The 24,856-nt window shown below is 63.8% G+C and carries 27 protein-coding genes; all 27 read right to left on the bottom strand.

What is annotated here, in order from left to right; all coding sequences use genetic code 11:
* On the bottom strand, window positions 1-870 hold the full coding sequence (locus tag IE125_RS12390) for a hypothetical protein (protein ID WP_189444995.1): 870 nt from the start codon (window positions 868-870) through the stop codon (window positions 1-3).
* Window positions 870-2,318 (bottom strand): hypothetical protein, encoded by a 1,449-nt coding sequence (locus IE125_RS12385; RefSeq protein WP_189444994.1) that lies wholly within the window; start codon window positions 2,316-2,318, stop codon window positions 870-872. The genes IE125_RS12390 and IE125_RS12385 overlap by 1 nt, the downstream gene beginning before the upstream one ends.
* Window positions 2,315-8,638, bottom strand: coding sequence for a tape measure protein (locus tag IE125_RS12380; protein WP_189444993.1), 6,324 nt, complete (start codon window positions 8,636-8,638; stop codon window positions 2,315-2,317). The genes IE125_RS12385 and IE125_RS12380 overlap by 4 nt, the downstream gene beginning before the upstream one ends.
* The gene (locus tag IE125_RS19265; protein WP_268249108.1) at window positions 8,639-8,908 is read right to left on the bottom strand and encodes a DUF1799 domain-containing protein; all 270 of its coding nucleotides are present in this window, start codon (window positions 8,906-8,908) and stop codon (window positions 8,639-8,641) included.
* Window positions 8,909-8,997: 89 nt separating this feature from the next.
* On the bottom strand, window positions 8,998-9,321 hold the full coding sequence (locus tag IE125_RS12370) for a hypothetical protein (protein WP_189444992.1): 324 nt from the start codon (window positions 9,319-9,321) through the stop codon (window positions 8,998-9,000).
* Between the two features lie 76 nt (window positions 9,322-9,397).
* Window positions 9,398-10,339, bottom strand: coding sequence for a phage tail tube protein (locus tag IE125_RS12365; protein ID WP_189444991.1), 942 nt, complete (start codon window positions 10,337-10,339; stop codon window positions 9,398-9,400).
* Window positions 10,336-10,770 (bottom strand): phage tail terminator protein, encoded by a 435-nt coding sequence (locus IE125_RS12360; RefSeq protein WP_189444990.1) that lies wholly within the window; start codon window positions 10,768-10,770, stop codon window positions 10,336-10,338. Before IE125_RS12360 ends, IE125_RS12365 begins: the two co-directional genes overlap by 4 nt.
* Complete coding sequence (locus IE125_RS12355; RefSeq protein WP_189444989.1) at window positions 10,770-11,054, bottom strand: hypothetical protein; 285 nt, start codon at window positions 11,052-11,054, stop codon at window positions 10,770-10,772. Before IE125_RS12355 ends, IE125_RS12360 begins: the two co-directional genes overlap by 1 nt.
* A 12-nt stretch (window positions 11,055-11,066) precedes the next feature.
* The gene (locus IE125_RS12350; RefSeq protein WP_189444988.1) at window positions 11,067-11,474 is read right to left on the bottom strand and encodes a gp436 family protein; all 408 of its coding nucleotides are present in this window, start codon (window positions 11,472-11,474) and stop codon (window positions 11,067-11,069) included.
* Window positions 11,475-11,476: 2 nt separating this feature from the next.
* Window positions 11,477-12,013, bottom strand: a complete 537-nt coding sequence (locus IE125_RS12345) for an HI1506-related protein (protein ID WP_189444987.1) — start codon at window positions 12,011-12,013, stop codon at window positions 11,477-11,479.
* 38 nt (window positions 12,014-12,051) lie between these two features.
* Window positions 12,052-12,957 carry a Mu-like prophage major head subunit gpT family protein gene (locus tag IE125_RS12340; RefSeq protein WP_189444986.1) on the bottom strand — a complete coding sequence of 302 codons (906 nt, stop codon included), beginning with the start codon at window positions 12,955-12,957 and terminating at the stop codon, window positions 12,052-12,054.
* Window positions 12,958-13,010: 53 nt separating this feature from the next.
* Window positions 13,011-13,433, bottom strand: a complete 423-nt coding sequence (locus tag IE125_RS12335) for a hypothetical protein (RefSeq protein WP_189444985.1) — start codon at window positions 13,431-13,433, stop codon at window positions 13,011-13,013.
* A 46-nt stretch (window positions 13,434-13,479) separates the two neighbouring features.
* Window positions 13,480-14,604 (bottom strand): phage protease, encoded by a 1,125-nt coding sequence (locus IE125_RS12330; RefSeq protein ID WP_189444984.1) that lies wholly within the window; start codon window positions 14,602-14,604, stop codon window positions 13,480-13,482.
* A 67-nt stretch (window positions 14,605-14,671) separates the two neighbouring features.
* Window positions 14,672-15,178, bottom strand: a complete 507-nt coding sequence (locus IE125_RS12325; protein WP_189444983.1) for a hypothetical protein — start codon at window positions 15,176-15,178, stop codon at window positions 14,672-14,674.
* The gene (locus tag IE125_RS12320) at window positions 15,165-16,193 is read right to left on the bottom strand and encodes a hypothetical protein (protein WP_189444982.1); all 1,029 of its coding nucleotides are present in this window, start codon (window positions 16,191-16,193) and stop codon (window positions 15,165-15,167) included. The genes IE125_RS12325 and IE125_RS12320 overlap by 14 nt, the downstream gene beginning before the upstream one ends.
* Window positions 16,194-16,413: 220 nt before the next feature.
* Window positions 16,414-16,857: a phage virion morphogenesis protein gene (locus IE125_RS12315; RefSeq protein ID WP_189444981.1), complete on the bottom strand. Its 444-nt coding sequence runs from the start codon at window positions 16,855-16,857 to the stop codon at window positions 16,414-16,416.
* Window positions 16,858-17,002: 145 nt separating this feature from the next.
* The gene (locus tag IE125_RS12310) at window positions 17,003-18,172 is read right to left on the bottom strand and encodes a phage head morphogenesis protein (protein WP_189444980.1); all 1,170 of its coding nucleotides are present in this window, start codon (window positions 18,170-18,172) and stop codon (window positions 17,003-17,005) included.
* Window positions 18,159-19,790 (bottom strand): DUF935 domain-containing protein, encoded by a 1,632-nt coding sequence (locus IE125_RS12305; RefSeq protein WP_189444979.1) that lies wholly within the window; start codon window positions 19,788-19,790, stop codon window positions 18,159-18,161. Before IE125_RS12305 ends, IE125_RS12310 begins: the two co-directional genes overlap by 14 nt.
* Window positions 19,787-21,295 (bottom strand): hypothetical protein, encoded by a 1,509-nt coding sequence (locus tag IE125_RS12300; protein WP_189444978.1) that lies wholly within the window; start codon window positions 21,293-21,295, stop codon window positions 19,787-19,789. The genes IE125_RS12305 and IE125_RS12300 overlap by 4 nt, the downstream gene beginning before the upstream one ends.
* The gene (locus tag IE125_RS12295; RefSeq protein ID WP_189444977.1) at window positions 21,295-21,843 is read right to left on the bottom strand and encodes a DUF3486 family protein; all 549 of its coding nucleotides are present in this window, start codon (window positions 21,841-21,843) and stop codon (window positions 21,295-21,297) included. The genes IE125_RS12300 and IE125_RS12295 overlap by 1 nt, the downstream gene beginning before the upstream one ends.
* A 1-nt stretch (window position 21,844) precedes the next feature.
* Entirely contained in the window at window positions 21,845-22,144 is a 300-nt protein-coding gene (locus IE125_RS12290) for a VpaChn25_0724 family phage protein (protein ID WP_189444976.1), read from the bottom strand.
* Entirely contained in the window at window positions 22,141-22,482 is a 342-nt protein-coding gene (locus tag IE125_RS12285; RefSeq protein ID WP_157958913.1) for a DUF2730 family protein, read from the bottom strand. The genes IE125_RS12290 and IE125_RS12285 overlap by 4 nt, the downstream gene beginning before the upstream one ends.
* A gap of 20 nt (window positions 22,483-22,502) precedes the next feature.
* Entirely contained in the window at window positions 22,503-22,802 is a 300-nt protein-coding gene (locus tag IE125_RS12280; protein ID WP_189444975.1) for a hypothetical protein, read from the bottom strand.
* Window positions 22,799-23,200, bottom strand: coding sequence for a hypothetical protein (locus IE125_RS12275; RefSeq protein WP_189444974.1), 402 nt, complete (start codon window positions 23,198-23,200; stop codon window positions 22,799-22,801). The genes IE125_RS12280 and IE125_RS12275 overlap by 4 nt, the downstream gene beginning before the upstream one ends.
* Complete coding sequence (locus tag IE125_RS12270; RefSeq protein ID WP_189444973.1) at window positions 23,185-23,796, bottom strand: transglycosylase SLT domain-containing protein; 612 nt, start codon at window positions 23,794-23,796, stop codon at window positions 23,185-23,187. Before IE125_RS12270 ends, IE125_RS12275 begins: the two co-directional genes overlap by 16 nt.
* Window positions 23,793-24,314, bottom strand: coding sequence for a hypothetical protein (locus IE125_RS12265; protein ID WP_189444972.1), 522 nt, complete (start codon window positions 24,312-24,314; stop codon window positions 23,793-23,795). The genes IE125_RS12270 and IE125_RS12265 overlap by 4 nt, the downstream gene beginning before the upstream one ends.
* Complete coding sequence (locus IE125_RS12260) at window positions 24,314-24,625, bottom strand: putative holin (RefSeq protein WP_189444971.1); 312 nt, start codon at window positions 24,623-24,625, stop codon at window positions 24,314-24,316. The genes IE125_RS12265 and IE125_RS12260 overlap by 1 nt, the downstream gene beginning before the upstream one ends.
* Between the last annotated feature and the right edge of the window lie 231 nt (window positions 24,626-24,856).

Below are 24,856 nucleotides of genomic sequence, written 5' to 3'. Positions count from 1 at the left end.
TCAGAGGATCTCCAGCAGTTTCATGCTGTTGGTGTGCGTGAATTCATAGGGTTGGGCGAGCGGATCGAGCTGCTGCTGTCGCGCGAGAAACGTCCGGGCGAAGTTTTCCGGCCGGGCCGCCAGATTGAAGGCGTAGACGACCTCGCCGTGGGTACCCAGCACACGCTGTAGCGAGTAGAGACGCTGGTACGCCTCTTCCTCGGAAAGCCAGTCGAGGTTGAACGTCGCGGTACGACGCTGACGCTTCACATCCGCGTATTCGGTGCGATCGCCGGCCTCGGCGAATTCAGTCGCGTTATCGAACCCGTGCTGGACGCCGTAGGAGACGTTGACGTCCGGCTGCCAGGCGTCGGCGACGAACACGCGACCGAAGCGCACCGCGCCCTCTGGGTTGCCGGCGTCGTCGATCTCGACGCGCACGCTCTGCGCGAGCTGGACGTCGTCTGAGAAAACCGTCAGCAGCGGCGTATAGAGGGCGCGGTCATCCTCGGCGATGGTGCCGAGCCAGTAGTTGTCGTATTCCCACTCCAGCTCGCTGGTGGCAAAGAGCTGCGGCCACACGGTCTGCCAGGCGCCGTCCCAGAGCAGGAACTGCTGTGCGACGTCACCGTAGATCCGCACCCGGTAGCGCGCCGGCGCGCTGAACGAGTGGGCGGCAATGGCCAGGCACTGAATCGGGCGTGGCTTGTCGAGGGTGATATCGAACCAGGTCGATTCAGGTGTGGCATCGACGCTCTTGCAGCGTACGGCCAAGGTCGAGTCCTGGGCCAAGGCCAGCGGAAGGCCGGCTAGCCAGGCGCCGCCGGAGAGCGATGCCTTGTCGACCAGGTTGGGCCAGCACAGGGTGATCTTGTCGGGATTCAGTGCCATCAGCCCCAGAGCTCCAGTGTGAGACGCCCGGTGCGGGCGTTGATCTGCTGGCCAAGCACCAGCATGGTTCGGCCGGCGGCGTAACCCTGACGTGGCGTGAGAATCTCGACGCCGGCGCCGATCTCGAGACGATGGCGAGCGACGCGCCCCTCGAGCGTCACGCGATCGCGGCGCACGCTGACCAGCTCCAGAATCGCCTCTGCGGCCGCCTGAGCGTCGGCGAGATCCCGCAGGCAAGAGTCGATCTCCAGTTCGCCAGCGAGGGGATGGCGCTCGAGCACGTCGGGGCGCTCGGCGATCGCTTCGCGGTACTGCCGGCCAAGCCGGGCGCGGCGACCCTCATCGACGGCGCCGGCGAGGTCGGTCTGCGTTGTCTCAAGACGATCGGCCCGCACCGTGACCCGCCAGATCGGCAGCCCATCGCTGCTGGCGCCGGCCGCTTTACGGTCGAGCGAAAGGATCTCGTGGTCCTGGATCTTCGCTGGCAAGCCGTCTGACTGAGTGAGGGGCACTTCGAGTCGTGCCGCAAGTAGCGTTCCTTCGCCGTCGATACGCCACCAGGCACCGGCGGCAACGAGCCGGTCGAGCAGCGCCGCCGTGTCGGCGGTATCGGTTACGTAGAGCCCGACGTTGCCCATGCCCGAGAGCGCGGACGTATCGCATGGCTGATCGACTTCGTCGCAGAGCATGGCAATCACGTCTTCGATGCCAGCGTTGCCGGTTCGGGCATCGCAGGTCAGCGTGCCTGCGGGAGAGTCACCGAGGCGCAGGTAGCCGCGATAGGCTCGCCACTCACCGGCGGCAGGCGAGGTGCTCTGCAGCTGCGCCAATGAGCTGTAGGCCGCTCCAGCCGTTAGTTTGGCGCCCTTGTCGTAGACGCTGGTGACCGTGCAATCATCTCGGCTGCTAATCTGATAGATAAGCTTGGCAGTGTTGACTAGCGTCGGCTGGGCGTTGCGCACGTCGCCATAGACGCGAGGCTTGGGCTGGCCCTGGATATCGTCGGCCGTGCCCTCGACGCCCTCCGGCAGCGTGTTGGTACCGGCATAGGTCTGATACGGGTGCGGACGCTGCAACAGCGCCTGGGGCGCGCGCAGTTTGAGCGATACCTCACCGCGCTGGTACGTGAGACCGGCGGCGGTACCGCGCAGGATCTCGGTCACGCCCGTCTCGGTCGCTAGCGACAGCACCACGGCGCGACCATCCACGGCGTAGTCGACCAGGTAATCCAGGCCGCCATCGGTGTTGATCAACGTTGTTTCGCCGAAGCCGGAGCGGTCGACACTAACGATCTCACCGGCGTAGAGCCCGGCCTGATAGAGGCCCGGTTGTTGGATGCGTGGCAGATAAAGCGTGTCATCCGGGGCGTCGTAGGCGCCATCGGAGAACCGCAGCACGCAGGGCTGGTTGTCCGGGTCGCGGGCTTCGATCGTGAGTAGCCAGGTCATGACATTGCCCCCAGCCGCTCGCGGTCGTTCATGCTGTCGTTGCTGTCCGCGATGCGCTTGAGCTGGTCGATCGAGCGCTGGTGGCCAGCTTGCGCCACGCGAACGCCGGCCCCCTCGTGGGCCTCGATCCGTCGCAGCAGCTCGGTGTTTTCTTGGGTGAGCTGGGCGAGACGGCTGAGCAGATTCTCCATCTGCCGGTTATCGGCCTGCTGAACGGGCGGCGGCGACAGGCGGCCACTCAGGAAGGCGCGGACGGCAGGCGCCTCCTCGGCTGTCGCAACGTGCTCGCCCTTGTGCAGGACCGCGCGGTACTCGTCGAATGGCACGTAGGAGAGGCCGTCGGCGTGGCTGCCGTCGTACTGCTCGACCTGCTTGAGCTTCGCGATCTCCTTGGCCAGCTTGTCGATCTGTTTCTGGTAGTCGCGGATATCGTTCTTGGCGTCGTCCATGACGTCGCCGAATCGATCCAGGTCGCGGTTGATGTCGGAGACGCTATCTATGGCCTTGTAGTCGAACGAGGTGCCGTAGTAGCTGTTCAGAGCTTTCTGCATCTCCGTCCAGACATCATCCAAGTCTTGCACGCCGTTGGAGTCGTAACCGGCCTTGTAGGTCTTGCCGCCGTACTCGATCTCGTAGCGGTTACGGGAATCGCCGACGCCATACCAGTCGGTCTCGTCCAACGCCAACTGCTTGTAGTCGCCTTTACCGGTCTGGGATTGGTAGAGATCGATGAAGTCCTTCATCGAGTACCAAAGCTTACCGACGTTGTGCTTTTCGGCACTGTTCCCCGAGGTTTTGAGGCCTCCGTCATACCAGGCGTTCTCGTCACCGATGTAGCCGGTATAGCCCTTATAGGAGCGATCCATGTCATCGAACGAGGAGGACGCTGCGCTGAACCGGTTCTCCTTGTAGGCGGCCGCGCTTCGGTCTTCGTAGAGGCCAAGCCGGGTCTGGTCCGCATCGTCGTAGCGGGACTGCTCACGGTCCAGCTTCGACTCGATGCTGGTGAGCTGGCGCTCGAGCTCGGCGCGCTGCTTGGCCGCTGCCTCGGCTTCCTGCCGGGCCTTCTCGATCCGCGCCAGCTCTTCCTGCGCCACGCCCAGTGCACCGATCGCGTCGCGGAGTGAAACCATGTTCGAGTTGAGGGTAATGAACTGGTCGGTGCTGCGCGCCATCTCAGACGTCAGGTTTGTGAGTCGCTCGAGCTGTTCGAGCGAACGTTCTTCGATCGACCCGGTGTTGTTGCCCACCTTGTCGGTCGATGCCTTCACCGCCTCTAGCGCCGATATCTGGCCATCACCGTCCGTGTCGAGCTGACGAAAGATCTGCTTCAGCTGCGAATCGCTGGCCAGTCCTTTGAAATACTTCCCGAATTCTCCGTAATCGATCAGCCCGTCCAGCGACGAGTCGATCTTGTCGAACATCGGATTCAGCGCGCCGCCGATGCCACGTGCCAGCCCGCCGAGCCGGGCGTTGGCGACTTCCTGCGCATCCAGCAGGCCGTCGCCGTTGGTGTCGGTGGCGCGGATCAGCGCCTGGATCTCGGCATCGGTCGCGATCGGAGAGAGCGCGGAACGCACCTGGCGCTCCGTCAGCGCCTTGTTGCCGTTGGCGCGCAGTTGAGAGCCGAGCACGTTGGCCAGAGTCGCGTCCGTGGGCATGCCGGCAACGATGACGGATTCCAGTCCAGAGACGATGTCGTCGCCGTTCAGGTCGAGCGCCCGGATCATGGCGTCGAGCTGACGATCGGTGGCCTTGCCGTTCATCACCAGCTTGAGCTGGTCGCGGGTCAGCACGCCGTCGATACCGCCGGCCAGGGTGGCGAAGTAGCCAGCCAGTTCGGCACCGATGGAGGCCGGGTTATCTCCACGCAGCACATCGGCGAGCTTCGTCGTGATGCCGTCGGTCTGCTCGATCAGCGCCTGCTTGATCTCGTCGGCAATGTACTCCTCGGCAGACACCTGGTCAGGTAGCTCACCCAGAGCGTCGAGGATCTCATCGCGGATGCGTTGATAGCCGGAGCCCGAGCCGTAGTACGACTGACCGGCCTGCTGGTAGCGGTCGGCGTACTGGGTAATCGAGTTGAGCGCGTCGCGGTCGCCGTTCTCGGCGAGTGCCAACTGGCGCGCGAATTGGGCCTGGGCTTCCTGCAGGTTCACACCTGGTGAGCCGCCAGTGGCGGTCTGCTGGTCGATCCAGGCGCTGATATTGCCCAGGGTGCCGTCGAGCTGGCTCGAGGCCTGCTCGAGCGCGGAGCGGTAATCGGCGCTGGCCTGGCGGGCGTCCTGGAGCGCGGACTGCTCGTCTTGCAATGCCCAGATGCGCTCCTGGATCGGTCGCAGGCTCTCGTCGATCGTGTCCAGCTCCTGCTGGCGCTGCAGGTTCAGTGCCTCCTGGTCGCGACCGGCGAGCTGCAAGAGCGCGACCTGCTGATCGAAGGCCTGGCTGGCGAAGGTCTCATACGCCTGGCGCACGGCGTCTTTGGCACTCTCGACCTGCGACTTGGCGGCCGCCTGCAGATCCTCTAGCGACTGTGTCGTCTCCTGGATCGGACCGGAGATCTCGGCGAAGGCGCCGGCGACGCCCATCAACTCGGCGTAGGTCTCGCGGCCAGCTTCGGTATTTAGGTCGAGCGATTCCACGACATCGCGGAACTGTTCGCGGGTCGAGGCGGCGGAGAGCCCCACGGTCTGGAGCACCGGGGTTAGCTGCTCGATCGTACGTTGCTGGCGCTCGGCATCGGTGAAGAAATTTTGATAGTAGGTCTGAGCCTGGCTTTGCAGGTTCTCCAGCCCGCCCGTGAGCTGAGCGAGATCCAGCGACGCCTCGACGGCCTGATCGCCCATCTTGTCGAAGGTCAGGTTGAGCTCATCCGCGATCGCGGAGACGGCGGCGTGGGCCGAGACGCCGGCGGTAATCTGGGAGAGCGCGTCGTCGATGGAGAGGTTCGTATCTTCGACGACTTGCGAGGCATAGGCACGAACGTTCCCCGACAGCCCATCGATCAGCTTGTTGAGCTGCAATGCGCCGGCCAGTGCGGTCGACCACTCCTCGGTATTGTCATTCGTGAGTTCCGGCACGCGCTCGAGCAGCGCTTTCTCGACGCCGTCGGATGCTTGGCCATCCAGCGTGCGTAACAGCCGCTCATAGCGCTTTGCGAACACCTCGCCGACGTTCGACTCGTTGATCTTCCAGCCGGAGGCGAAGTCGTCGGTGACGGCCTTGCGCTGCACCTCGGTCATCGCGTCCGACAGCACGCCATCGATCTGTTCGAACGCGTCGAGCATGTTGAGAATGTCCTCGGGCTCGGTCTTGACCTTGTCGAGGATCGTGAATGTGCCAAATGCCGTATCCGCGTGGTAATCGCGATACTCGTTGTCGCCGTTGGAGCCCAGCCCGCCTTGCCAGCCTTTGACCTTTGCCTTGCGACCGGAACCGAACAGCGAATCGACCATCCCGCCCAGTGTCGAGCCGGCGAACGCCCCGATCGGACCGCCAAAGTAGGTGCCGATCGCGCCACCGATGGTGGAGCCCCATTGTGAGTTGGCCTGCTTACCGAACAGTGATGATCCCAGCTTCGTCCCGACCTGGCTGCCTACATAACCGGCCCCCAAGGATGCGACGCCATTCATACCGCTGAAGTTGGAGAAGGAGCCGCCGAACTGTCCGCCGCCAGTTGCGACTTGGGAGCCAAAGCCTTGAGCGTAAGACGTCGCGCCGGTCGGGGCCCCGGTCCAGTTGATCGCTCCGAAGCCGTCGGTGATGCCCTGGTAGATCGTCTTGCCCAGACTGGTGAGATCCATACCGTCACCGCCGAGACCGCCCATGCCATCGGCGGCGGCCGTACCGGTACCGGCGAGCGATAGCCCCAGAGACGCGGTGATCTTGCGCGTGGTGTAGGCGTGGATGATTTCGGCCAGCGTCGAGATCGCGACCTGCTTGAACGCATCGAACGTGTTCTTGCTGCCGCTGATCACGTTCTCCCAGAAGTCGACGAAGGCGTCGTCGGTGCGCTCCAGGCTGCGCTTGAGCGTCGTCTCGAGCACGGTCATTTCGCGCGTGACCGTCTCCGCCGCGTTGCTGCCGTCCAGGCCATAGACCTGGGCGGCATCGCCGGCGTTCTGGTAGGCCAACTGGAGTTTGTCGACCAGCTCGAAATAGCGGTCGAACGTGATGGCGCCCTGAGACACCGCCTGGTTGAGCAGCTGCGTGTCTGCCTGGAAGTCGCGCTGTGACTTGGCGACCGGGTCGAGCTTATCGACCAAGCCCTGCAGGGCGTTGTCATAGGCGCTCGTCTGCTTAGCCAGGCTTGCGACCGAGGTAGACGTCTGGTCAGCCGTCTCGCCGGTATCGAACAGCCACTGATCCAGCGTCTTGAAGATCTTGACCCCGGATGTCGCCGAGGTCCGGATGCGAGCGACCTGCTCATCGAAGTCGTCGAGGCCTTGCTGGAGGGTCGCGACGACGGACTTCGCCTCCGCCAGCTGCGGGCTCAGCTTCTGGCGTTCAAACCAGGCCGAGCCGGCTCGGCCCTGGTTGGTGATCATCTGGTCGCGGTTCTGCTTCTCCAGCGCCGAGAACTGCTTCTGCAGCTTCTCGGCTTCGATCCGGGCCTCGACCAGATCCTGCACCAGCGACGCTCGCTTGTTGCGGACCTGTGCCTCGGTCAGACCATCCAGACTGCCGGTTAGCTGATCGACTTTCGTCTTCGCGTCATTGGCTTTCTTGCTGACGAAGCCCAGTTCTTCCCGGAAGGCGTAAAGCGCACCCACGGCAATCAGGGCAGCGCCAGCGGGGCCACCGATCAAAGCCAGCGCCGCCGAGGCGCCTCGCGCTGCTGCGGCCATCGTGGTAGCGGCAGCGCTAGAGGCACGCATCGCCCCTGTGTATGCCCCTTGGGCCACGGTTGCCGCTCGCGTTGCAGCCGCATGTTCAGCCGAGGCCAAGGTCGCCGCGCGACTGGCGGAAGTTACTGCCGCTTCTGTCTGAGTCAACTTCGCGTTGGCGGCGGTTAGCTGGGTCGTGACCAGCATCTCGGAACGTCGCAGCTCCGCCATCCGAGCGATCGAGCGCTGGCGACCGGTCGCGGAAATTTGCGCCCGTAACCGCTGCGCTTCCAGCTCACGCTCCGCAACCAGCGAGGCCCTTACCTGGGCGAGGTTGGCGGCGTTGTTGGCCGCGTCCTGACGGGCGGAAAGAGCTCGGCGTGCGGCCAACGAGGCGTTGTTGGCCTCCGCCGTCTTCTCCGCCGCCGCCGTGCGGGCCAGAGCCAGTTGGCGACCCGCTTCGGCGGCGGATGCATCACGTTGGGCTTGGGTATCACGGACGGTGGCAACGGTGCGGGCTGCGTATCCTGCCGCCGAGCTGGCCAGCGCCCCCGCGACTCGAGCGCCGTAGAGGGTGGCAAGCAGCGTACCGATAGTGACCAGCTCGTCCATATGACCGACCAGGCCGAGCACGGCATCGCCCGTGAGGTGGACAGCGCCGCTGACTTGATCACTGGTTCCCACCCACTGGATCATCTCGTTGCGAGCTACGGCCATCTTCTGGCCAAACGAGGCAATCGACCCGCCGAAGGTCTCATCGATCGCCGCGCTGGCCTTTTCCAGCGCGTTGACGACGATCTCTGCGGTGATGCCACCGGATGCGGCGAACTCACGCAGCTCGCCGAGCGTCATGTTCAGCGAGTCAGCGATTGCGTACATGATCGCCGGGGCTTGCTCCGAGACGGAATTGAACTCATCTCCACGCAGGGCGCCAGCAGCCAACCCCTGGGACAACTGTACGATCGCGGCAGACGCTTCCTCTGCGGTGGCACCGGAAACCGCGAACGACTTATTGATCGTCTCGACCAGGCTATAAGTGCGCTCATAGCCGAGATTGAGCTTGGTTGTCGCTCGGGTCAGGCGGGCATAGAGGTTGGCGGTGGACTCGTAGGATGTTCGGGTGTCATTGGCGATCGCCATCAGCCGTTGTTGGCTGGCGATCAGTCGCTCGTTGCTGTCCGAGACCGTGCGAATTTGGTTGGTGGTATTGGTCCATGCGTCCGAATAGCCGATTACCTCACGAACCGAAATCGCCCCACCCAGGGCGAGCAGCGAGTTGCGGGCGAGGTCGCTGACACGGTTGAGTTCCGTGACCTCACGATTGACACCGCGCACGCTGCGGCCGGTACGATCGAAAGCGGCCGATGACTGACGCCCTGAGCGATCAGATGTCGCCCCGAACTCGCGGACCTCACCGGAGGCGTCACGCAGCGTGCCGGAGAGATGGCGACCATCCCCGCGCAGGGTGACTTTGAGAGTGAGGTTGTCAGCCATCTAGCCTTTCGCCTTGTTCATCTCATTGAGCGCGCCGCGCTCGAGCAGCCGGATCTGTTGTAGGCGGTCGCGGCCTTCGTCGGGTGGCACAGCGTGGATCTGCATGACCACGTAAACCGCGCTGTAATCCAGCCCGGTCAGGCCACCCATCGGGGCCTGGCGCCATTGGGTCGAGCAGTCGAGGAACAGCTCCAGCGCGACCCAGTTCTCCGGTAGTACCTCGAATTCGTCGGTAGACGATTCGTCCTGATCGTCTGGTTCATCCGGCAGACGAACGCCGAGCTCCGCTGCCTCCGCGCGAAACTCGGCTTCCGAGCGAGAAGCCCGGCCACCACCGGCCCAGAAGCGGCCGGCGTCTATCAGGTTCTGGGCCGGTTCTTTTTTGCGATCGACTCGTGATAGGCGCCGACCGTGGCAGCGGAGAGCGCGGGATCGTTCTTCACCGCGTCGAGCAGCTCGTTACCGGCGAGCGGCTGGCCATCTTCGCCGCCGATCTCGATCTCACTGACGCCGGTCAGCACGGCATCCAGCAGTGTGGTGTCTTCCGGCATTTCGCGGGCTTGGTCGTGCGGCAGCACCTTGAAGTGCGCCTTGAATTTGCCGGTTTGTTCCTTGCCCTCGGCGTCGAAGACAGTGGCGGTGACGGAGTACGGGTAAGTGCGGTTGCGATTGACCTTGAACACGGGCATGGCTCCTGATTCGGATAAGCAAGCCGCTGACTGCCAGCGGCTTCGGGCTGGTTGGAAAAAAGCGCCGCGCTTAGCGGCAGATGAGGCGGACTTCGTCGTTACCCTGGACCGGCTCCGGCCGGTAGTTCATCGAGAGCATCTGCACGCCCTGGTCATCGGCGTAGGTCGGGCTGGCCAGTGAGCAGGAAGGCATCACGATCTCGATGATCGAGCCCGGCTCGGTGCCGTGGATCAGCGAGATCTCGCCGGTCTCGACGTTGAGCGAACGCTGGAAGTAGTTCACGGCCGCGACGCCGGGATCATCGATCGTCAGCGAGCCGCTCGGCTGGCGCCCGGTGATCGCGATGTCGTTGGCACCGACCACGGTGCGTTGGCGCGTCTGAGCGCTCATGTCGAGCGAGAACGACTGGAACGGCGACGCGACGCCAAACACCTTCAAGGGCTTGGTATTGAGCGTGTTGATCGGCAGCGCCTTGGGCCAATGGGTGAGATCCACCTCCGGCAGCGCGACGTTGGTCACCGGCTGAATCAGCGCCATCAGCGTGACCTGGAGCGCCGGGATCGACTCGGCGTTCAGCGTGAACTGCGGCGTACCGCGCGCGCCGCGCCCCTCGTGTAGGTTCTTGTCGACGTGGCAGTAGAAACGGCCGCTGTCTTCGTAGTCCGAGATCGGCGCGTAGACGACCTGGGCGGGTGTCTCGCCATCCGCCGGGACGATGGTTTCGGTCCAGCCACAGGCGCGCAGCAGTGCGCCCCAGGGCGGCGGCGTGCCCGCCTCGCCGGAAGTGGTCAGCTCAACGCCCACCTGCACCTGGACGTGCTTCTCGCCCGGCGCTTGCGGCGCGTTGCCGTAGTAGGGCCGGATATAGCTGCGGTCGATGTCGTTACCGGCCATCGGCGTCACCTCAATGGAGGTCGGCAGGATTGCCGCCATGTCCGGCACGGTGTCTGCGTTGTAGCTCGCTTCGATGCCGAAGCGCAGTACGCGGCGATTGGTACGTTGATTGCTCACGGGGTTGTCTCCTGCGGTTGATCGGTCCACCAGTAGTCAGTCGAGACGACATCGACCCAGAACAGGGCGCTGTCGGTCAGGGCGAGCAGCTGCCCGCCGTTCCAGCGAATCGGCAGCTCTGCGCCGGGTGGCTGCCAGTAGATGAGCTGCGAGAGCACCGGCTGGCGCAGATCCGCCAACTGGTCCTTGGCGGTGCCAAAGCGCGCGCTACCGAAGCGGGCCACGCCGGTCACGACCATTACTTCGCAGCTCACCTTGTGCAGCGTGCGCGGGTGGCGCTCCTGGTGCGTGACGCGCTCGCGACCGTTGACCAGAGACAGGCTCGGGTTGGCCCGGACCTGCTGGGCGGCCTTGATGTCCGCCGCCAGGCTGGGCTGCACGCCCAGCGCGGCACCGTTCAGCCGCTCGAGCCACGGTTCCAGGCTCAACATCAGTTGGTCTTGCTACCTGACGCCGGCAACTGCTCGACGACGAGCCCGGCGTTGGCCAACAGCTCCTTGTGGGCACTGTGGTTCCTGGCGATCTCGACGGTCTGCCAGCTGCCGGTGAAGACCAGGCCGATCGCAGCCCGCTTGGCGCCGGTCTGCTTCGTTCGCACTCGCAAGCGAACCAGCGCGGGCTTGTAGGGCGCTTTCTGGTCGACCGGCGCCGTGGACTGCTCTTCGGTCGCCTTGGGGGCGTCCTGTTTTTCCTGGGGCTGGGGTTTCGCGGCCATGGTCGGCACTCCTCAGAATCCGCCGCCGCGAAACACGCGACGGCTGTCGTTGAACTGAACGTCGCCAGCAGAGCTGGGCGACTCGGTAGCGGCCTGGCCGAGCTTGATATCGCCGCGCGAGACGCCGAGCAGAAAGCGCATGGCGTCGTCATAACGGCCTTTCACCGCGTCGCTGACCTGGTCGTCATAGAGCCGATAGCGGGCGATGTCGGCAGCGATCGCGGCCACCGAACCCGGTACCGGCACCATTGGCGTCTCGATGCCGGCGGCGGCCAGGCGTCCATCGATCTCGCCAGCCGCGTCATCGCAGGCGCGTTGCACGGTGCCGGCGTCGATACCGCCGCTACCATCCGGCGCCAGGGCGCGCAGCTCGCCTTCGCCGAAACGCGAGACCAGTGCCGCCTGATCGACGTAGCTCATGGCTACTCGTCCTCGTCCGGCTTGGCCGGGAACGAGCACTCCTCGACGATCAGCGTCGGGTCGCCCTCGAACGCCGCGATCTGCTTCGCCGTCAGGCCAGAAAGCGCGATGCCGTGACCTTCCGGCGTGAACACGTGCCCGCAGCGCCGGCGGCGCAGGATTGGCTTGCGTGTGCGGATGAACAGCGCCGGGATCTCTTCCTGGTCTTCGTCGTTCACGCCAGCGGCGGTGCGCTCACCGGCGTCTAGATCGACCGGAGGCAGTGCTTCGCCCGAGCCGTCGCCAGTGACGGTCGCCTGTTCTGACGGCGCAGCCTCCTGGCTATCGCCAGGCGCGGCCGATTCGATCGGATTGACCGGGCTGGGCGAGCTGACCGAATGGGAGGCGTCGGTCGGCGTTGCCGCCGATTCCCCGGCTTCCGGCGTTGCCTTCGGTCCTTCGACGGCTGGCTGGTCGGTCTTGGTCTCGGTTGGTTTGGCTTCAGCCGGTTTCGCGGTGCTTTTGGCACTGGTCGAACGCTTACGGTTGGTGGTGGCCATGTCGCTTTCTCCTCAGATGAACGGCAGCCTGGCGCCGCTTATGCGGCGCTCGGCAGCCAGGGGTTGAGAAGCAGCTGAGAGGTGCCGGCCCACTGGTTGGTAGCACCAGCGGCGTTCATCGCGTTGTTGAGTACCGCGCGCGCCGGTCCTTCCAGGCCGTTGGGTACCATCGTATGGGTGTGGCGCAGCGCCAGCGGGCGCTCGTAGTCACCCTTGAGCGTGGTCAGCCGCTTGCGCGCCGCTTCGTAGTTCTCGGCGTTGAACGGCTGGTTGGATCGCACGATCAGCTGCCAGAGGCCCGGCCCGGCGTTGACGCGGGCGTCCACGCCGAACAGGAATTGGTCCTTCATGAACACTTCGCCGTCGTTCAGGTTGGTGATCGAGCGGAAGTTGTAGTCGCGCCGGCGCTGGAAGATCAGCGCACGCACGGCGCGGCTGTTGTCCATCACGTACCAGGCAGGGCCGGTGCCACCCATGTCGTTTGAGACGGAGCTTTCGCGGCCGTTCTTGTCCAGCACCGGGTGGTCGCTGTCGAACAGCTGCTGACCGTCGTAGCAGAGCGGGTTGGCGGTCAGCGTCTCGACCACCAGCTCGTTGGGATGCTCGCGGCTGGAGCGGCCCATCTCCTGCATCATCGGGCCATAGAGCCCGTAGGTGTCATCTTCGATGCTGTCGCGGCTCACGCCTTCGGTCAGCTCGAACTTGCGGTTACGGATCGCGAATTGCGCGCCTTCCAGGCTGTGAATGACGCGGTCGCCCAGCCACTCACGCATGCGCGGCAGTGCGCGCAGCCACGGATAAAGCTCGGTGCCCGTGCTGGAAGGCACGATGGTGGCGAACTGCTCGAAGGTCGAGCCGTTGTCACCCAACGAGCTGAACCCCTGCTGGAAGTTGGTGTTGTAGGCCCTGAACAGCGCCTGCATGTTGGCGGATGTGAGATCCATCGTCGGTCGTCCTCGTGATTAGTTGTCGGGTGTGCCGGGCGCCGGTTATCAGGTCAGCCCAGCGCCACGCCGTTGGTCGGGTCGACGTTGACCCACACGCCACCATTGCCATCGACGCCGTCGATGATCCCCGTCGGCGAACGCGTGCCGCCGCCATCGGTGAGCGCCACGGTCTGCGCGTCCACCGCGTAGCACGGCTTGCCGATGTCGCCGGCGGCGATCTCGTCCTCGCCTGTGGCACCGTCGAACTTGAAGTAGCCACGAGAGACCTCGGCATGGGCATCGCCGGAGAGGCCGCCGGTGTTGTCGACGAGCTTGTCGAACACACCCACGGCGGTCAGGCCGGTGGCCTCGCGACCGGGCTGGACGTAGCCATCGGCATCGATCATGGCGAGCGTGCCGGCAAAGCAGACGGCGCCAGCGAGCACCAGGTGTGCGCGGCGATCGCCAGCGCGAGATGCGGTATTGCGGTTCATCGGTGGTGATCCTCGGTAACGAATTCAGCGAGAGCCGGTGCGGTTGTTACTTCGCCGGCGCCGGGTTGGCCTTGCGGTAGTCCTCGATCGAGATGCCCGCGTTGCGGCAGATGGCCAGCTCGATATCTGAAGGCGCGTCCGGTTTGTCGTCAGCCGGCGGCTTGCCCTGGGTCTGCGAGCTGCCACGCAGTGCAGCGATCGGCGGTGCATCCTTGAGGTGTGCCTTAAGCGCGGCGATGTCTTGGCCCTTCAGCCACTCGGCCATCGCTGGGCCGGCGATGCGGCCATCCTTGAGGCCTTCCTCGATCAACCGATCACGCTCGGCGTGTTGGCTGCCGGTGCTGAGTGCGGCGTAAGCAACATGCAGCTCGTCGTACACACCGCGCGGCACGTACTGGGTCATGTCCGGCTGTGCCGGCGTCACGCCCGCTTTTAGCGCGGCCACGGCGTCAGCGGGTTTCGCATCGTCCTTGGCACCGAGTGCCAAACGCAGCGCGCTGGCGTCATCGCTGCCCGCTTTGAGCGCGGCGATCTTCTGGTCGATCTGTTCGTCGGTGGCGTCGGCTTTCAGTCCGAGCGCGGCAATCAGCTTTTCGCGGTCCACGGTGGTGACCTCCTGGTCATTGGGAGTGCGGCCTGACGACATGCGCGCTGCGGCCAGTTCGGTGATAGTGCCGGTGTCGATCGCCGGCGTGTTGGTCAACCCGACGTGCAGCAGGTCGAGCACATCGCCCGACTGCGCGTCGTAGGGGAAAACGGGGGAGAGATAGCGATACGAGTCGTCGTCGATCGCGGCCTTGGCGGCAGCGGTCCACTTCACACGGCCGTAGAGGCCGTCAGCACGCCATTCCAGCGAGCGCGGGTCGACCCAGCCGGCGGCAGGCGCGGGCAGGCCGTTACGTTCGGCCAACAGCGTCTGGTGTTCGTAGTCGATGACGATATCGGTGGAGCGAGCCGCCGCGCGCTCGATGATCGAGCGGGCGTGCGCTTCGTCCAGGTGCCACGGGCCTTGACCCTCGAGCGATCCGCGCGGCGCGGTGAACGTGCCAGCGGGAATCAGCCGGGTCAGGTCATCGCTGGCGGAGACGCGCAGCGAACAGACCGCAACGGGGTTGGCGGTCGGCGCCGAGCATGCGGCGATGGGGTGGCGTGGTGCGAGTGTCGTATCCATGCGCCCATGGTGGCGGGCGCAGGGTGAGGCGGGGGATTAAAGCGTTTTGGGAAATTTCCCTTATGTACTAGGGGGGATCAAGTGCGTCTTCGATGTTATCGGGGTAGTTATCTGGAACGCATCGCTCATGATCTTCGAGGCAGTCAAATATGCGATAAAGGAGCCGTCGACCTTCGTCGGAGGCTTTAGCTAGGGTCTCGACAGACAAGCTGCTCCTGGTATCGGGATTCCACATTTCAAAATTGCCATGATAGAAACTTAGAGCTGATGGTCTGAATGTCAGAATGCGATGAGCAACTAAGTTTCGGAGCTCCAGCAGTGGCTTCACTTCATCCAGCAATGCTTTCAGCTCCACAAGATGCGTGCATAGCGGGGCACTCCTACGCTGTTTGAGCCGCTCCTGGACTGCGCGTATTCGCTTCCTACTCGTTTTGCTGTCCCATTTCTTGGAGAATCGCTCACCAAAAACTAAGCCCTTGCATGAGCGGACCAGTCCATCTAGCTCGCTGAGAGTGATGACGAGACGACCAATCTCGCGTTCATACTCTGCTCTTGCCTCGTCAGCTTTCTTCATTTTCCTGCTCCGGTACCGGTGCAGCCTGGGCGCCTATCACTACTGCGCTTCGAATGTCATCACCAATCACCTTCGCGTTGATGGACAGATTGACTGGCCGTTTCTCCCACTCGGCTTCACGAATCGCAGCTTTATAGCGACTTTGGAGCGTATCGTCTTGGACGATAGCCTGGAATTCATCGCCATTGGTCTCGTTGCGAACTTTGATCTTGAAAACGTCGATCTGAGATGCATCCACAACCTGGACTCGGTACAGGCCATCGAGACGAATCTCTTTCGATTCTCGTCGAGCGTTTTTCGTCAGTTCCTGCGCCACCTCGCCATCGATTACGACTCCACCAATTGAGGTCTCATCGGTACTCCGCACTGATCGAACGATACTTTGCTGAGCATCGCCGGCGTATTCGCGGATGTTGGCCGCGCGAGGTTCATCACGAGTCGCATCTGCCAAAATCTGCATGCGCCTCACGTCTAACTCATCGGCATAGCTCTGAGCTTCAAGTTCGGCAATGCGCTCTTCTGATTTTAGCTCTGCGACGCGCGTCAGGCGTCGTTCCTCAAGATAAGACTTGGCGAAGCTCGTCCCGAAATAGCTGGTAGCGACGATCAACGCAATCACTACTAGGCTTCTTGGTGTCACTTTGTCAGCTACCCTCTCTGCGAAGGTCTCCATGATGGCTTGAACGTCTAGCTTGTACTTGGAGCTACCTTTCTCGACCTCAATGAAAAGCTCAAGAGCATCCCGCTCCTCCCTCGTAAGCTTGTTGACGTTCACCGAGTTATATCGAGCCAGTGCATACGTACGATAGATGGCCGACTGAAACTCGATGAAGCCCTTCATAATGCTAGGGCTAATGGTCCCTTGGTAGCGGTCTCCCTTGACCACTATCTCCAGCTGGGGCCAACCATCGAAACGGATCTCAACGTTATCGGGCAATCCACCAGCGGTTGCGAGTTGTAGAGTGTCGTAAGCGTCCTGCTCGGATCGGATGACGATCTCGTTATTATCTGCCACCAGGCTACCCCATGTCGTGAACCTTCATTGTGGAGGTAACTGTATGTATCAAAAGCGGCAGGATCAATTAGCCAATTTCCTACAACTGATGCCTGGCTCGCTGCTTCAGTCCCGCGAAGCGGCACCTCTAACGCCCCTCTAACGCCTCTCGCCCCATTTTTCTGGGCCACCATAGCGCCCAGCTGCTCCGAACACCTCACAGCGCCTTACAGGCGGTCGGTCACAAAGCGCCTTCTAGGTAGAGCGAGAGGGTATCCAGCACCTCGTCACGGTCCTCCTCAGACATACCCAGGAACGGTCGCGCGGGGATGTCGCCCCGGAGATGCGGGAACTCGGATTGCTCGCCGCCATAGTGCTGCATGGCGGCATAGATCATCGAGCTACCCCAGAGCAGTTCGTCGTCGCTGGTCTCGTAGTGGATCTGCCGGGCGAGCTGGTGGGTTTCGCCCTCGAGGATGCGGTCATGTCCCTTGCGCTCGACGGTTGTCTGGGAGAGCGGTGCCCAGGGTGTGCCGTCCGGCGCTTCCTTCTCTTGGAAGCGTTCGTGAGTGCTGGCCACCATCGCCTCGCCGATCGCCTTGAACGCGGGCTGCAGGCGAATCGAGCGCTGCTGCATCTCGTTCAGCGCCTTCAGTACCTGGTCGTCGTCGATGGTGTTCGACATGCTGGCTCCTTGATAACGGCCCCGGATCGGCTCAAACTGGATCTACGAGTGCGAGAGGCCAACATTCGTCTGGCGTACCCAGCGCATCGCGCTGATGAGGTATCTGGGGATGACGAACCAGCCTCGCTCTCTTCCTACCGCAGTCCTATCTCAGCCGTTCCATCTTGTTTCTCACGTTGCGGTCCGCCGCCGACTCCTTGACCTTGAACAGCGTCAGGAAATAGTTGCGCTTGGCGTCCTGCGTTCGCTTGAGCGCGGCGCGATACGTCACGCCATCCACCGTCAGATAGATCAGCCGGCCATCCTCGCCTTCACGGCGGTAGACCTCGCCCTGGTCGAGCAGCTCTTGCACGCGGCGATAGTCAGCCAGACCGATCTCTGGGTGACGCTCGATGTGGGCGGCAAGGCTTGCTTGGGAAAGCAGGACAGTGGGTGACTCGGCACCGAGGATCTCGCGTTCGACCGGTGGCACCACCGCGATCGGGAATTCGCCCTGAACCTCGCCGGAGAAGAAGCGCGCGAACAGGTCGCTGTCGACTAGGTCCTTGACGTTGAGCCTGGCCACGTTCGCGTCGACGGTATCCAGCCGGTTGAGCCGAGCCGCTACAGCCGTCTCTGCGGCGCTCTTGCCCGGTGCGTAATCCCAGCCCGGTTGCACGCCGTTTGGCACTTCGGTCACTTCGCCGGTTCGGTCGTTGACGTGCTGGGTCATGCCGTCATTGGGAGCGCTATCTGGGCCGGTGCGGCCGCTGCGTTCGAGCTGGCGTCGGCTCATCGTCTCGACGCCGCAGTTGCAGCCCCAACCGTTAGGCGGCCAATGAGTGTGGAACCACGGGTCGCCAGCGGGCAGCACCAGACCATCCCAGCGCTGATGCTGGATGCGCGGGTTCTCGATGGTGTTGTGGACGTAGCGCCAATACGGCCGCGCGCGGACCACGTCGGGGTCGGTCATCTGTTGCCAGCGCCCAGCCATGTAGCTGGTATCCATGTTGGTCTTGTAGATGACGCGGGTTCGCCAGGCGGTGCCGGCTTTCGATCCCTCACCGGTCCAGCCAGTCCAGCCGCGCTTGGCGACGATCTCTTTGAACTGACTGCGGAACTCACCCAGGCTCTGGCCGTTGGCGATCGAGTCATCCACGGCCGCGCGCAGGTCGGCGAGCAAGTCGGCTTTCGTCGCGCCGGCAACGACGAACGCCTTGTCGTGTTCATCTCGCCACAAGTCGTCCCAGCGATTGGTGGGCAGGTTCTGCTTCTGGCGGAAGTAGGCTACCTGTTCCTTGAATGGCCGCCGGAACATGGCGTTAACCGTTGGCATTCTCGACCTCGTCGCTGACGGTCGAGCGCCCGGCGAGGTTGGAGGCCATAAACGCCTGGCCCATTACCTCGGCGAGCTGCGCTTCGTCGAGATCGCTGAATGCGTCCAGGATGCGTGACTGGAGCTGCTCGAACGTCTCGGCCTCATCGACGATCACCTGGAGCCGATCGACCCAGCTATCGATAGCGGGCTGCGCCTCTCGCTCGAGCAGTGTAAAGGCTGGCGCGCGGTAGTGCTCAGGCTGGGCAGGCGTCGGCACCGCTGGCGCCTCGCGCAGCGCGGCCACCCCCGGCGGTCGGCCAGTGGACCTCAGCACCGCCTGACCGAACGGCTGCGGCTGAATACGGGGCGTCAAGATCTCGTCCTGTTCGGTGGCTTCCGGGATGCCAGTCTTCTCGTGCAGCCACCACTTGGGGATGGCCATGCCCATATCGACCAGCGTCGGCACGGTTCGGGCCAGCGTCTGGTAGTCCTCTGTCTCGCCCATGTCGAGCACGAACTTGGGCGCGCGGCGGCGGCTGTCGATGTTGAAGTTCAGCGCCGCCAACGGCCACAGGATGTCGCGCTGGACTGTGCCGCCGTACTGGCGGATATCCGAGCGGATCAGCGACGCCTGGCCGCGCTCGTGGACGTTGCCCAAGGCGTTAGTGTTGGTGCCTTCGCCGGTGCCGCTGGTCAGCGTGCCGCCGAGAATGGCTTTTGCCTTGGCGCGTTCGCACCAGTGGATCATCGACTCGAACATATCGGCACGGCCGCCGGCGGCTTCCATGAACTCGATTGCCATCCCTTCGGGGATGATGCCGGCGGCGTCCTTGCCCATCGAGACCACGGCCCGCAAGAGCGTCGCTTTCTCCTGCTGGGTCGCATTCTTGGGGTACTTGCCGACCCGCGCCGGCAGCCCGTAGATCTCGAGCAGTTGGGCGAGATCGCCCAGGGCGTAGTTCTGGAACAGATAGGGCCAGACCAGCATCCGGCCGAGGCCCATACGAGCGAGATAACCCGGCTTGGCGCGGTGGCGGTGCTGCACCCAGCCCAGCGCCCATAGGTCGGCACCGTTGTTGGAGCTGTCGCGCAGCGTGATGCGGTTTTGATCCTCGCCGTGCAGGCGAAACCAGGAGTGCGGGCGCAGCTGCGGCTGCTCGATAAATCGCTGGGCACCATCACGCAACCAGGCAAGTTCGAGGTTGGCCCAGCCGTGGCCGATGCCGGTACCCATGTCGAGTATCAGATCCTCGACTTCGAGCCCGTCGAACACCTCAGCGCAGAAGTCCGCCGCGCGTTTCTCGGCAGCGCTGGCGTTGTCCGGCGGCACGATTTGCCATTCCAGCTCGGCGGCGAGCTGACGCCGCTTGCCCAGGTCCGCGCCGATCTGGCTGTCTTTCTCCTCCATGTCGTCGAATAGCTCGGACTGACTTTTGAGGTCACCTTGCTCGGCGGCTTCGAGGATCTGGTGGAGCTTCGCCGGCGTCAGCCCCTTGCTCGGATGCTCGGCGAACTCACGCTTGAGGTTGCCGACCGTGGAGCGTTCGTCTTCGTCGGTCTGCTGACCGTCCAGGGCACGCGATTGCTCATCGCGGCCGGTGCCAAACAGGGCGCGTAGTCGTTGTGTCAGGCTCACCAGCCACCCCCTAAACCATCATGTAAGTCGCCGATGTCGTCGTCATCCGCCCAATCCGAGCTGCCCGGCTTGGGCACGGCGATGAAGTCGATATCGACGGTATCGGAAAGACTCGCGTACCAGGCCAACGCCAGCGCGATTGCGGCGTCGCCATGGCGCGCCTTGGCATCGCCGGTCTTGCCGTCCGGCAGCTTGGGAATGCCCTTGATCACCTGCAGGGCACGCAGGTCATCGGCCACGTCGCGATCGCGGGGAATCGCAATCTCGTCGTCTTCGAACGCCGCCTTGAACTTGGGCATGGCGTCCAGGTACCAGCCCTGAGAGAGCATCACCGCCTCGATACGGCCGCTGCCGTAACGGTCCACCGCCTGCTCGGCGAGGTACTGGCCGTTACCACGTGCGTCCAGCGCGCCGGCTTGGAGGCGCGGCAGCCGATCAACGATGAAGAACAGCACCTGCTCTTGTTGCTTGAATGGCACGTTGCGCAGCTCCACCAGGAACGGCACCAGGCGTTTGAGCCGTTGATCGATCGCCATGGGGGCGATCACGGTCAGGTCGCCGGAGCGGGCGAAGTCTTCCCCAAAGCAGTGAGTGTGCTGCGGGTCGAGCAGCATCAGCAGCGGCAGCAGTTCCTCCTGGCACCACTGATTCGTCTCGACGGCACGTAGCGCTTCCGGTAGCGCGTTGAATGTCGCCGAGCCCTCGAAACGCAGCACCGGGGCATCGACCATGCGTGACTCGATCAGGGCGCGGGAAAGGTAGGCACCACCGCCCGACTTGGGTACGCAGTAGTACTCCTCGAGCGCGTCTTCGCGGGTAGCGGTGTCGGCGAGCAGATTGGCCTTCCACTGATCCTCGTCGGCTTGTGTCCACGTCTTGCCGCGCACCTGGCAAATGCGCTTGTAGAGCCCCTGTTCGCAGGCGTCGTCGAGCGTGATGCGGTGGACCGAATAGCGCTTCTTGCCGGCGCGGCTGTCCTGCACCAGTTCGTTGAAGAGGTTGTCGACACCGTTGTGGGTCGAGATCAGACGCACCTTGGCGCCCCACATGGTGAGTGCCAGCGCTGCCTTGAGCACTTCGGCTAGCTCGCCATGGAAGGCGGCCTCGTCGATGGTGACGTTGCCCTGGCGGCCGCGAAGATTGCTCGGCCGGCTGGATAGCGCCTGGATCTTGAAACCACTGGAGAAGCGAATATTGAAGGTGAGGATGTCCTTGTCCTCATCCTGGATGATCTCTTCCTCGATCGCGCTGGCCGCCTTGTTGAACGCCTTGGCCCACATGGCGGCCGCGTCGATGAACTCGATCGCCATCTCGCGGTTCGAGCCCACGTAGAAGTGGTTGGTGCCGCCGGCGGACTTCGCCGCACTGGCGCTCAGCACGGCGTCCGCCGCTTCGCCCCAAGTGATACCGGTTCGGCGCGACTTCTCGGCTATCTTGAGATCGGATTCATCCTCGATCCACGCCTGCTGGTAGGGCAGCAGCACCGACCTGGGCATGGCCACCATCACGCAATCCCCAGGATGTCGCGCTTGATCGCGTCGATGGCGTCGCGACTCATGCCCTGGCTGGCCATCGCGCCCTCGGCCGCCGCCGCTGCCTCGGCGGCGACTTCGACACGCAGCTCCCGCGCCCACTTCTTCTGGCTCAAGCTGACGCGGCCGATATCCGCCAGCGCCTTGGTCACGCTGCCGAGCTGCTTGGCGGCTTTGGCCGGATCTTCTTCGGCCTTGCGCATGGCGATCGAGATCCGCAGCAGTTGGTCCTGCACGATGCGCGCGGTGGCATCCAGCAGCGCGCCGGATTCGTCCTCCTGCTCGGCGGTCAGGGCGCGGGCGAGTTCCGTCGTCTTGCGCACATCGCCCATGGCTTCTTCGAACTCTTGCTGGAGATCGGAGCCGTAGCGGGCGACGCTGGAGCGCGAGATCTTGTAGCCGTTGGATTCGAGCCATTCGGCCAGCCCGGTGTAATCCTGAAAGCCGCTCGAAACCAGCTTCTCGTTGAGCTGATCCCTGACTTCCGCCGGCAGCTCATAGACCTTGGAGCGCGGTGGCATCTTAGGCCTCCGGCAACGGCTTGGCGACGCCGGGAACGTTGGCGAGGCCAGTCGCGGCATCATGGCCACGAGCTGTCAGCGTGACGATCATGCCGGCACGCGGCGATTGGGTGATCACGAGCTGCTGCTCTTCGAGCCACGCCAGGTCGCCATGCAGCCGATCACGACTGACGCGATGGGCGTAGGCGCCCACCAGCTCGTCGTTGAGTGAGTATTCGTTGGTGGTGTACTGATTGCGCCGCGCCAGGATGCGCAGGATCGAAAGGCGCCGGCCCTCGGTCTCGAAGTCTGGATAGTTCATCGGTTCCCTCGCTCATTGAACAGGTAGGTGTGGATGCGATCCGTGAGCTGCCCCTGGGCGCGTTGTGTCGCGGATATCTCGGCCAGTAGCCGGTTGGTCTTGGCCTGTTCGGCACGTAGGTGGTCGATGTCATCGCGGCTGGGCAGCGAATGCACCTGGTGTTCGAGAGAGGTCATGTGGCGCTCCACTTCGTCGATGCGGGAATCCACCCGACGGATCGCTGTCTCGCTGGCTCGTGTCCGGTTGATCCACCAGATGCCGGCGGAGAAGAGCAATACCGAGATCGCCTGCAGGAAATCCCAGACGACACGGATGGCATCCCAGTTGAGTGGCCCCATCGTTTCCTCTGCGTTACGCGTTATGGTTTTGCCGGAGCCAGCGCTCGCGCTTGGCACGCCTGGCTCCGTTGATCGACTCGGGCCAGTCTCAGCCAGCCTCGAGAGCCCCAGCGATGCAGGGCGGTGATGTAGCTGCCGACATCGCGTTGGGTGTAGTCGCCGAGCGGTTTGGCCGGTTCGGCTTCGCGCTCGGTCATCCCGGCGGGGATCGCACAGACCACCATCGGCGGCTGGTTGTCGATCACCGGCGGTGGCGTTGGCGGCACGCTCTCGCACGCGGTGAGCAGGCACGCACAAGCCAAAGCGATAACGACCCTCATGGCAGATCCTCGATCGCCTGGCGCAGCACTGGCGCCACAGGCGCGTCATCGCTCTTGGGCGCCTGGCGGATGCGCTCGGCCGAGGGACGATAACGCTCGTCGAGCGTGTCGAGGTCGTTGTTCAGCTCACGGGTAGCTGTCTCGCCAGCGGCGCGTTCTTCTCGCTCCAGGTTCAGTTCGCGAGTGCGCTGAAAGGCGACGTTCAACCAGGCATCTCGATCCCGCTCGGCGGTTTTTGTGGCCTGTTTGGCATCGGCCAGATCGTCGCGGAGTGCGTCAACCTGGTGCAGATGCCACCAGACGCCACCGGCCAGCGCCGCGACGATGGCCACCGCTAGCCAGGCTTTGAACGGCACGGCCTTGAGCAATCCCCCGAGGCGGCTTAGAAGCGATAGCACGGTGACCTCCCGCCCCAGGCGCTGACGTAGTTCGGCGTATAGCGCAGCAGAATGCGGTCGACGTAGTCGCGGTTCTCTTGCTTCGCCCAGCCGGCTCGGTTGGTGTGCTCGGCGACATGGCCCCACCAGCGGCTGGCGTCGTCACCGGCGGCCGTGGTCAGCCGTCGATCCCGATTTACCCAGCCCAGGCCGCCGTTGTAGGCGGAGAGCGTCATCGCCCAGTGTTGGCAGGCATTAGCGGTACCGGTAATGCGCTGCCAGTGATAGCGGTCATAACGCGTCATCGCCCGCATCGCCCAGCCGGGCGAGTACGGCGCTGCAGGCCCCAGGTCCGGATAGATCTCGACGATCCATGCGGAGGTGGACGGCATGAACTGCGCTAGCCCTTGGGCACCCACCGGACTATCGACGTCCGGTCGCCAGCCGCTCTCTTGCTGAATCTGAGCGGCATGAATAGCGACGTTGCCATCCAGCCCCCAGGTCTGCTGGACGATCCGCGTCAGCTCGCGCTGATAGCGCTCCGCATTGGCCGGCGGCTGCCAGGCCGAGGCCGGTTGGCAGCCGACCAGCATGAGCAGCAAGCAGAGGCGGATCATGCTTCGCCCCCGTAGCGGGCAAGCAACGAATCGGTGTGGCGTTGGTAACGACGCAGCACGGCATAGAGCCTGGCGCGTTCGGCCACGTCACTCGCGGGGAGTGACTGCAGCTTGCCGATAGCGATCTCGGCCAGCCCAGTCATGATCGACCAGCCCTCGGCGGCAAGATCGGCGTCATTCGTTGAGCCACTCGCCGGTGCTTGGGATTCAACGGGTTGTGCGGGAGATGGCTCGGTTTCATCGGTGGGGCTCAGAACTGTGCCAGGCAAGACGCGCACCTCTTTGAGCTCCTGCCGGCCGCGCTTCGTCACCACCAGGCCATTGCCTCGCACGCGGTCTTCCACCGCTTCGAGGTGGCCGGTGCGAAGTAGCTCGGCGATACGGCTATCGACCTGATCACGTCCGGGGTTGGATGCGACGTTGAGCGCCACTGCCACCAGGCTGAAAGGGCAAGGCCCGCGCCGCTCGGACGACTCGGCGTGGACCGCTTCCAGAATCCTGCGATGCTGGCCGTTCATCACACGCCCAGCCCGACGGCAATGGCGATGGCGGCCATCAGCAACGCGCGGCGCAGCATCATCATCGCCAGCGAAGTGAGGCCCGCCGTACCCGAGGCTTTATACGCACCAGGGCGGGCGTACCAGAACACCCAGCGATCCAGCCAGTAGGCGAGATAAACCGCCCAAAACACCTTGGTTAGCGACCACAGCAGGAGCCCTACCTGCTGTGGGTATACGACACCTACCGCAGTGGTGGTAACGATGGCCAGCAGCAGGCAGGGCCACAGCCGTAACGAGCCCTTGAGCTTGGTGAGGAAGGTCTGGAACACGGTGCCGTCTCCGTCGGTTTCGGGTCAGAATCTGTGCGCGTAGCGTGAGTTCTGACGTTACCGGCGGGGGCGGTTGAGGCGGGATTCAAGCGTTTTACGAAAAACGCCCACCGGGCGGTGGGCGTGGATCAATCAGCGTGTGCCAATTACGCTATGACGAATAGGTAGATGGCAATACAGATGCACACTATGCCTAGCAGTCGGCAACGTCTGAGATATTTCTTTGCGTCG

Origin of the sequence: Salinicola rhizosphaerae, from assembly GCF_014652715.1 — a bacterium.
GTDB lineage: Bacteria > Pseudomonadota > Gammaproteobacteria > Pseudomonadales > Halomonadaceae > Salinicola > Salinicola rhizosphaerae.
This window is presented reverse-complemented; position numbering and strand designations above follow the sequence as displayed.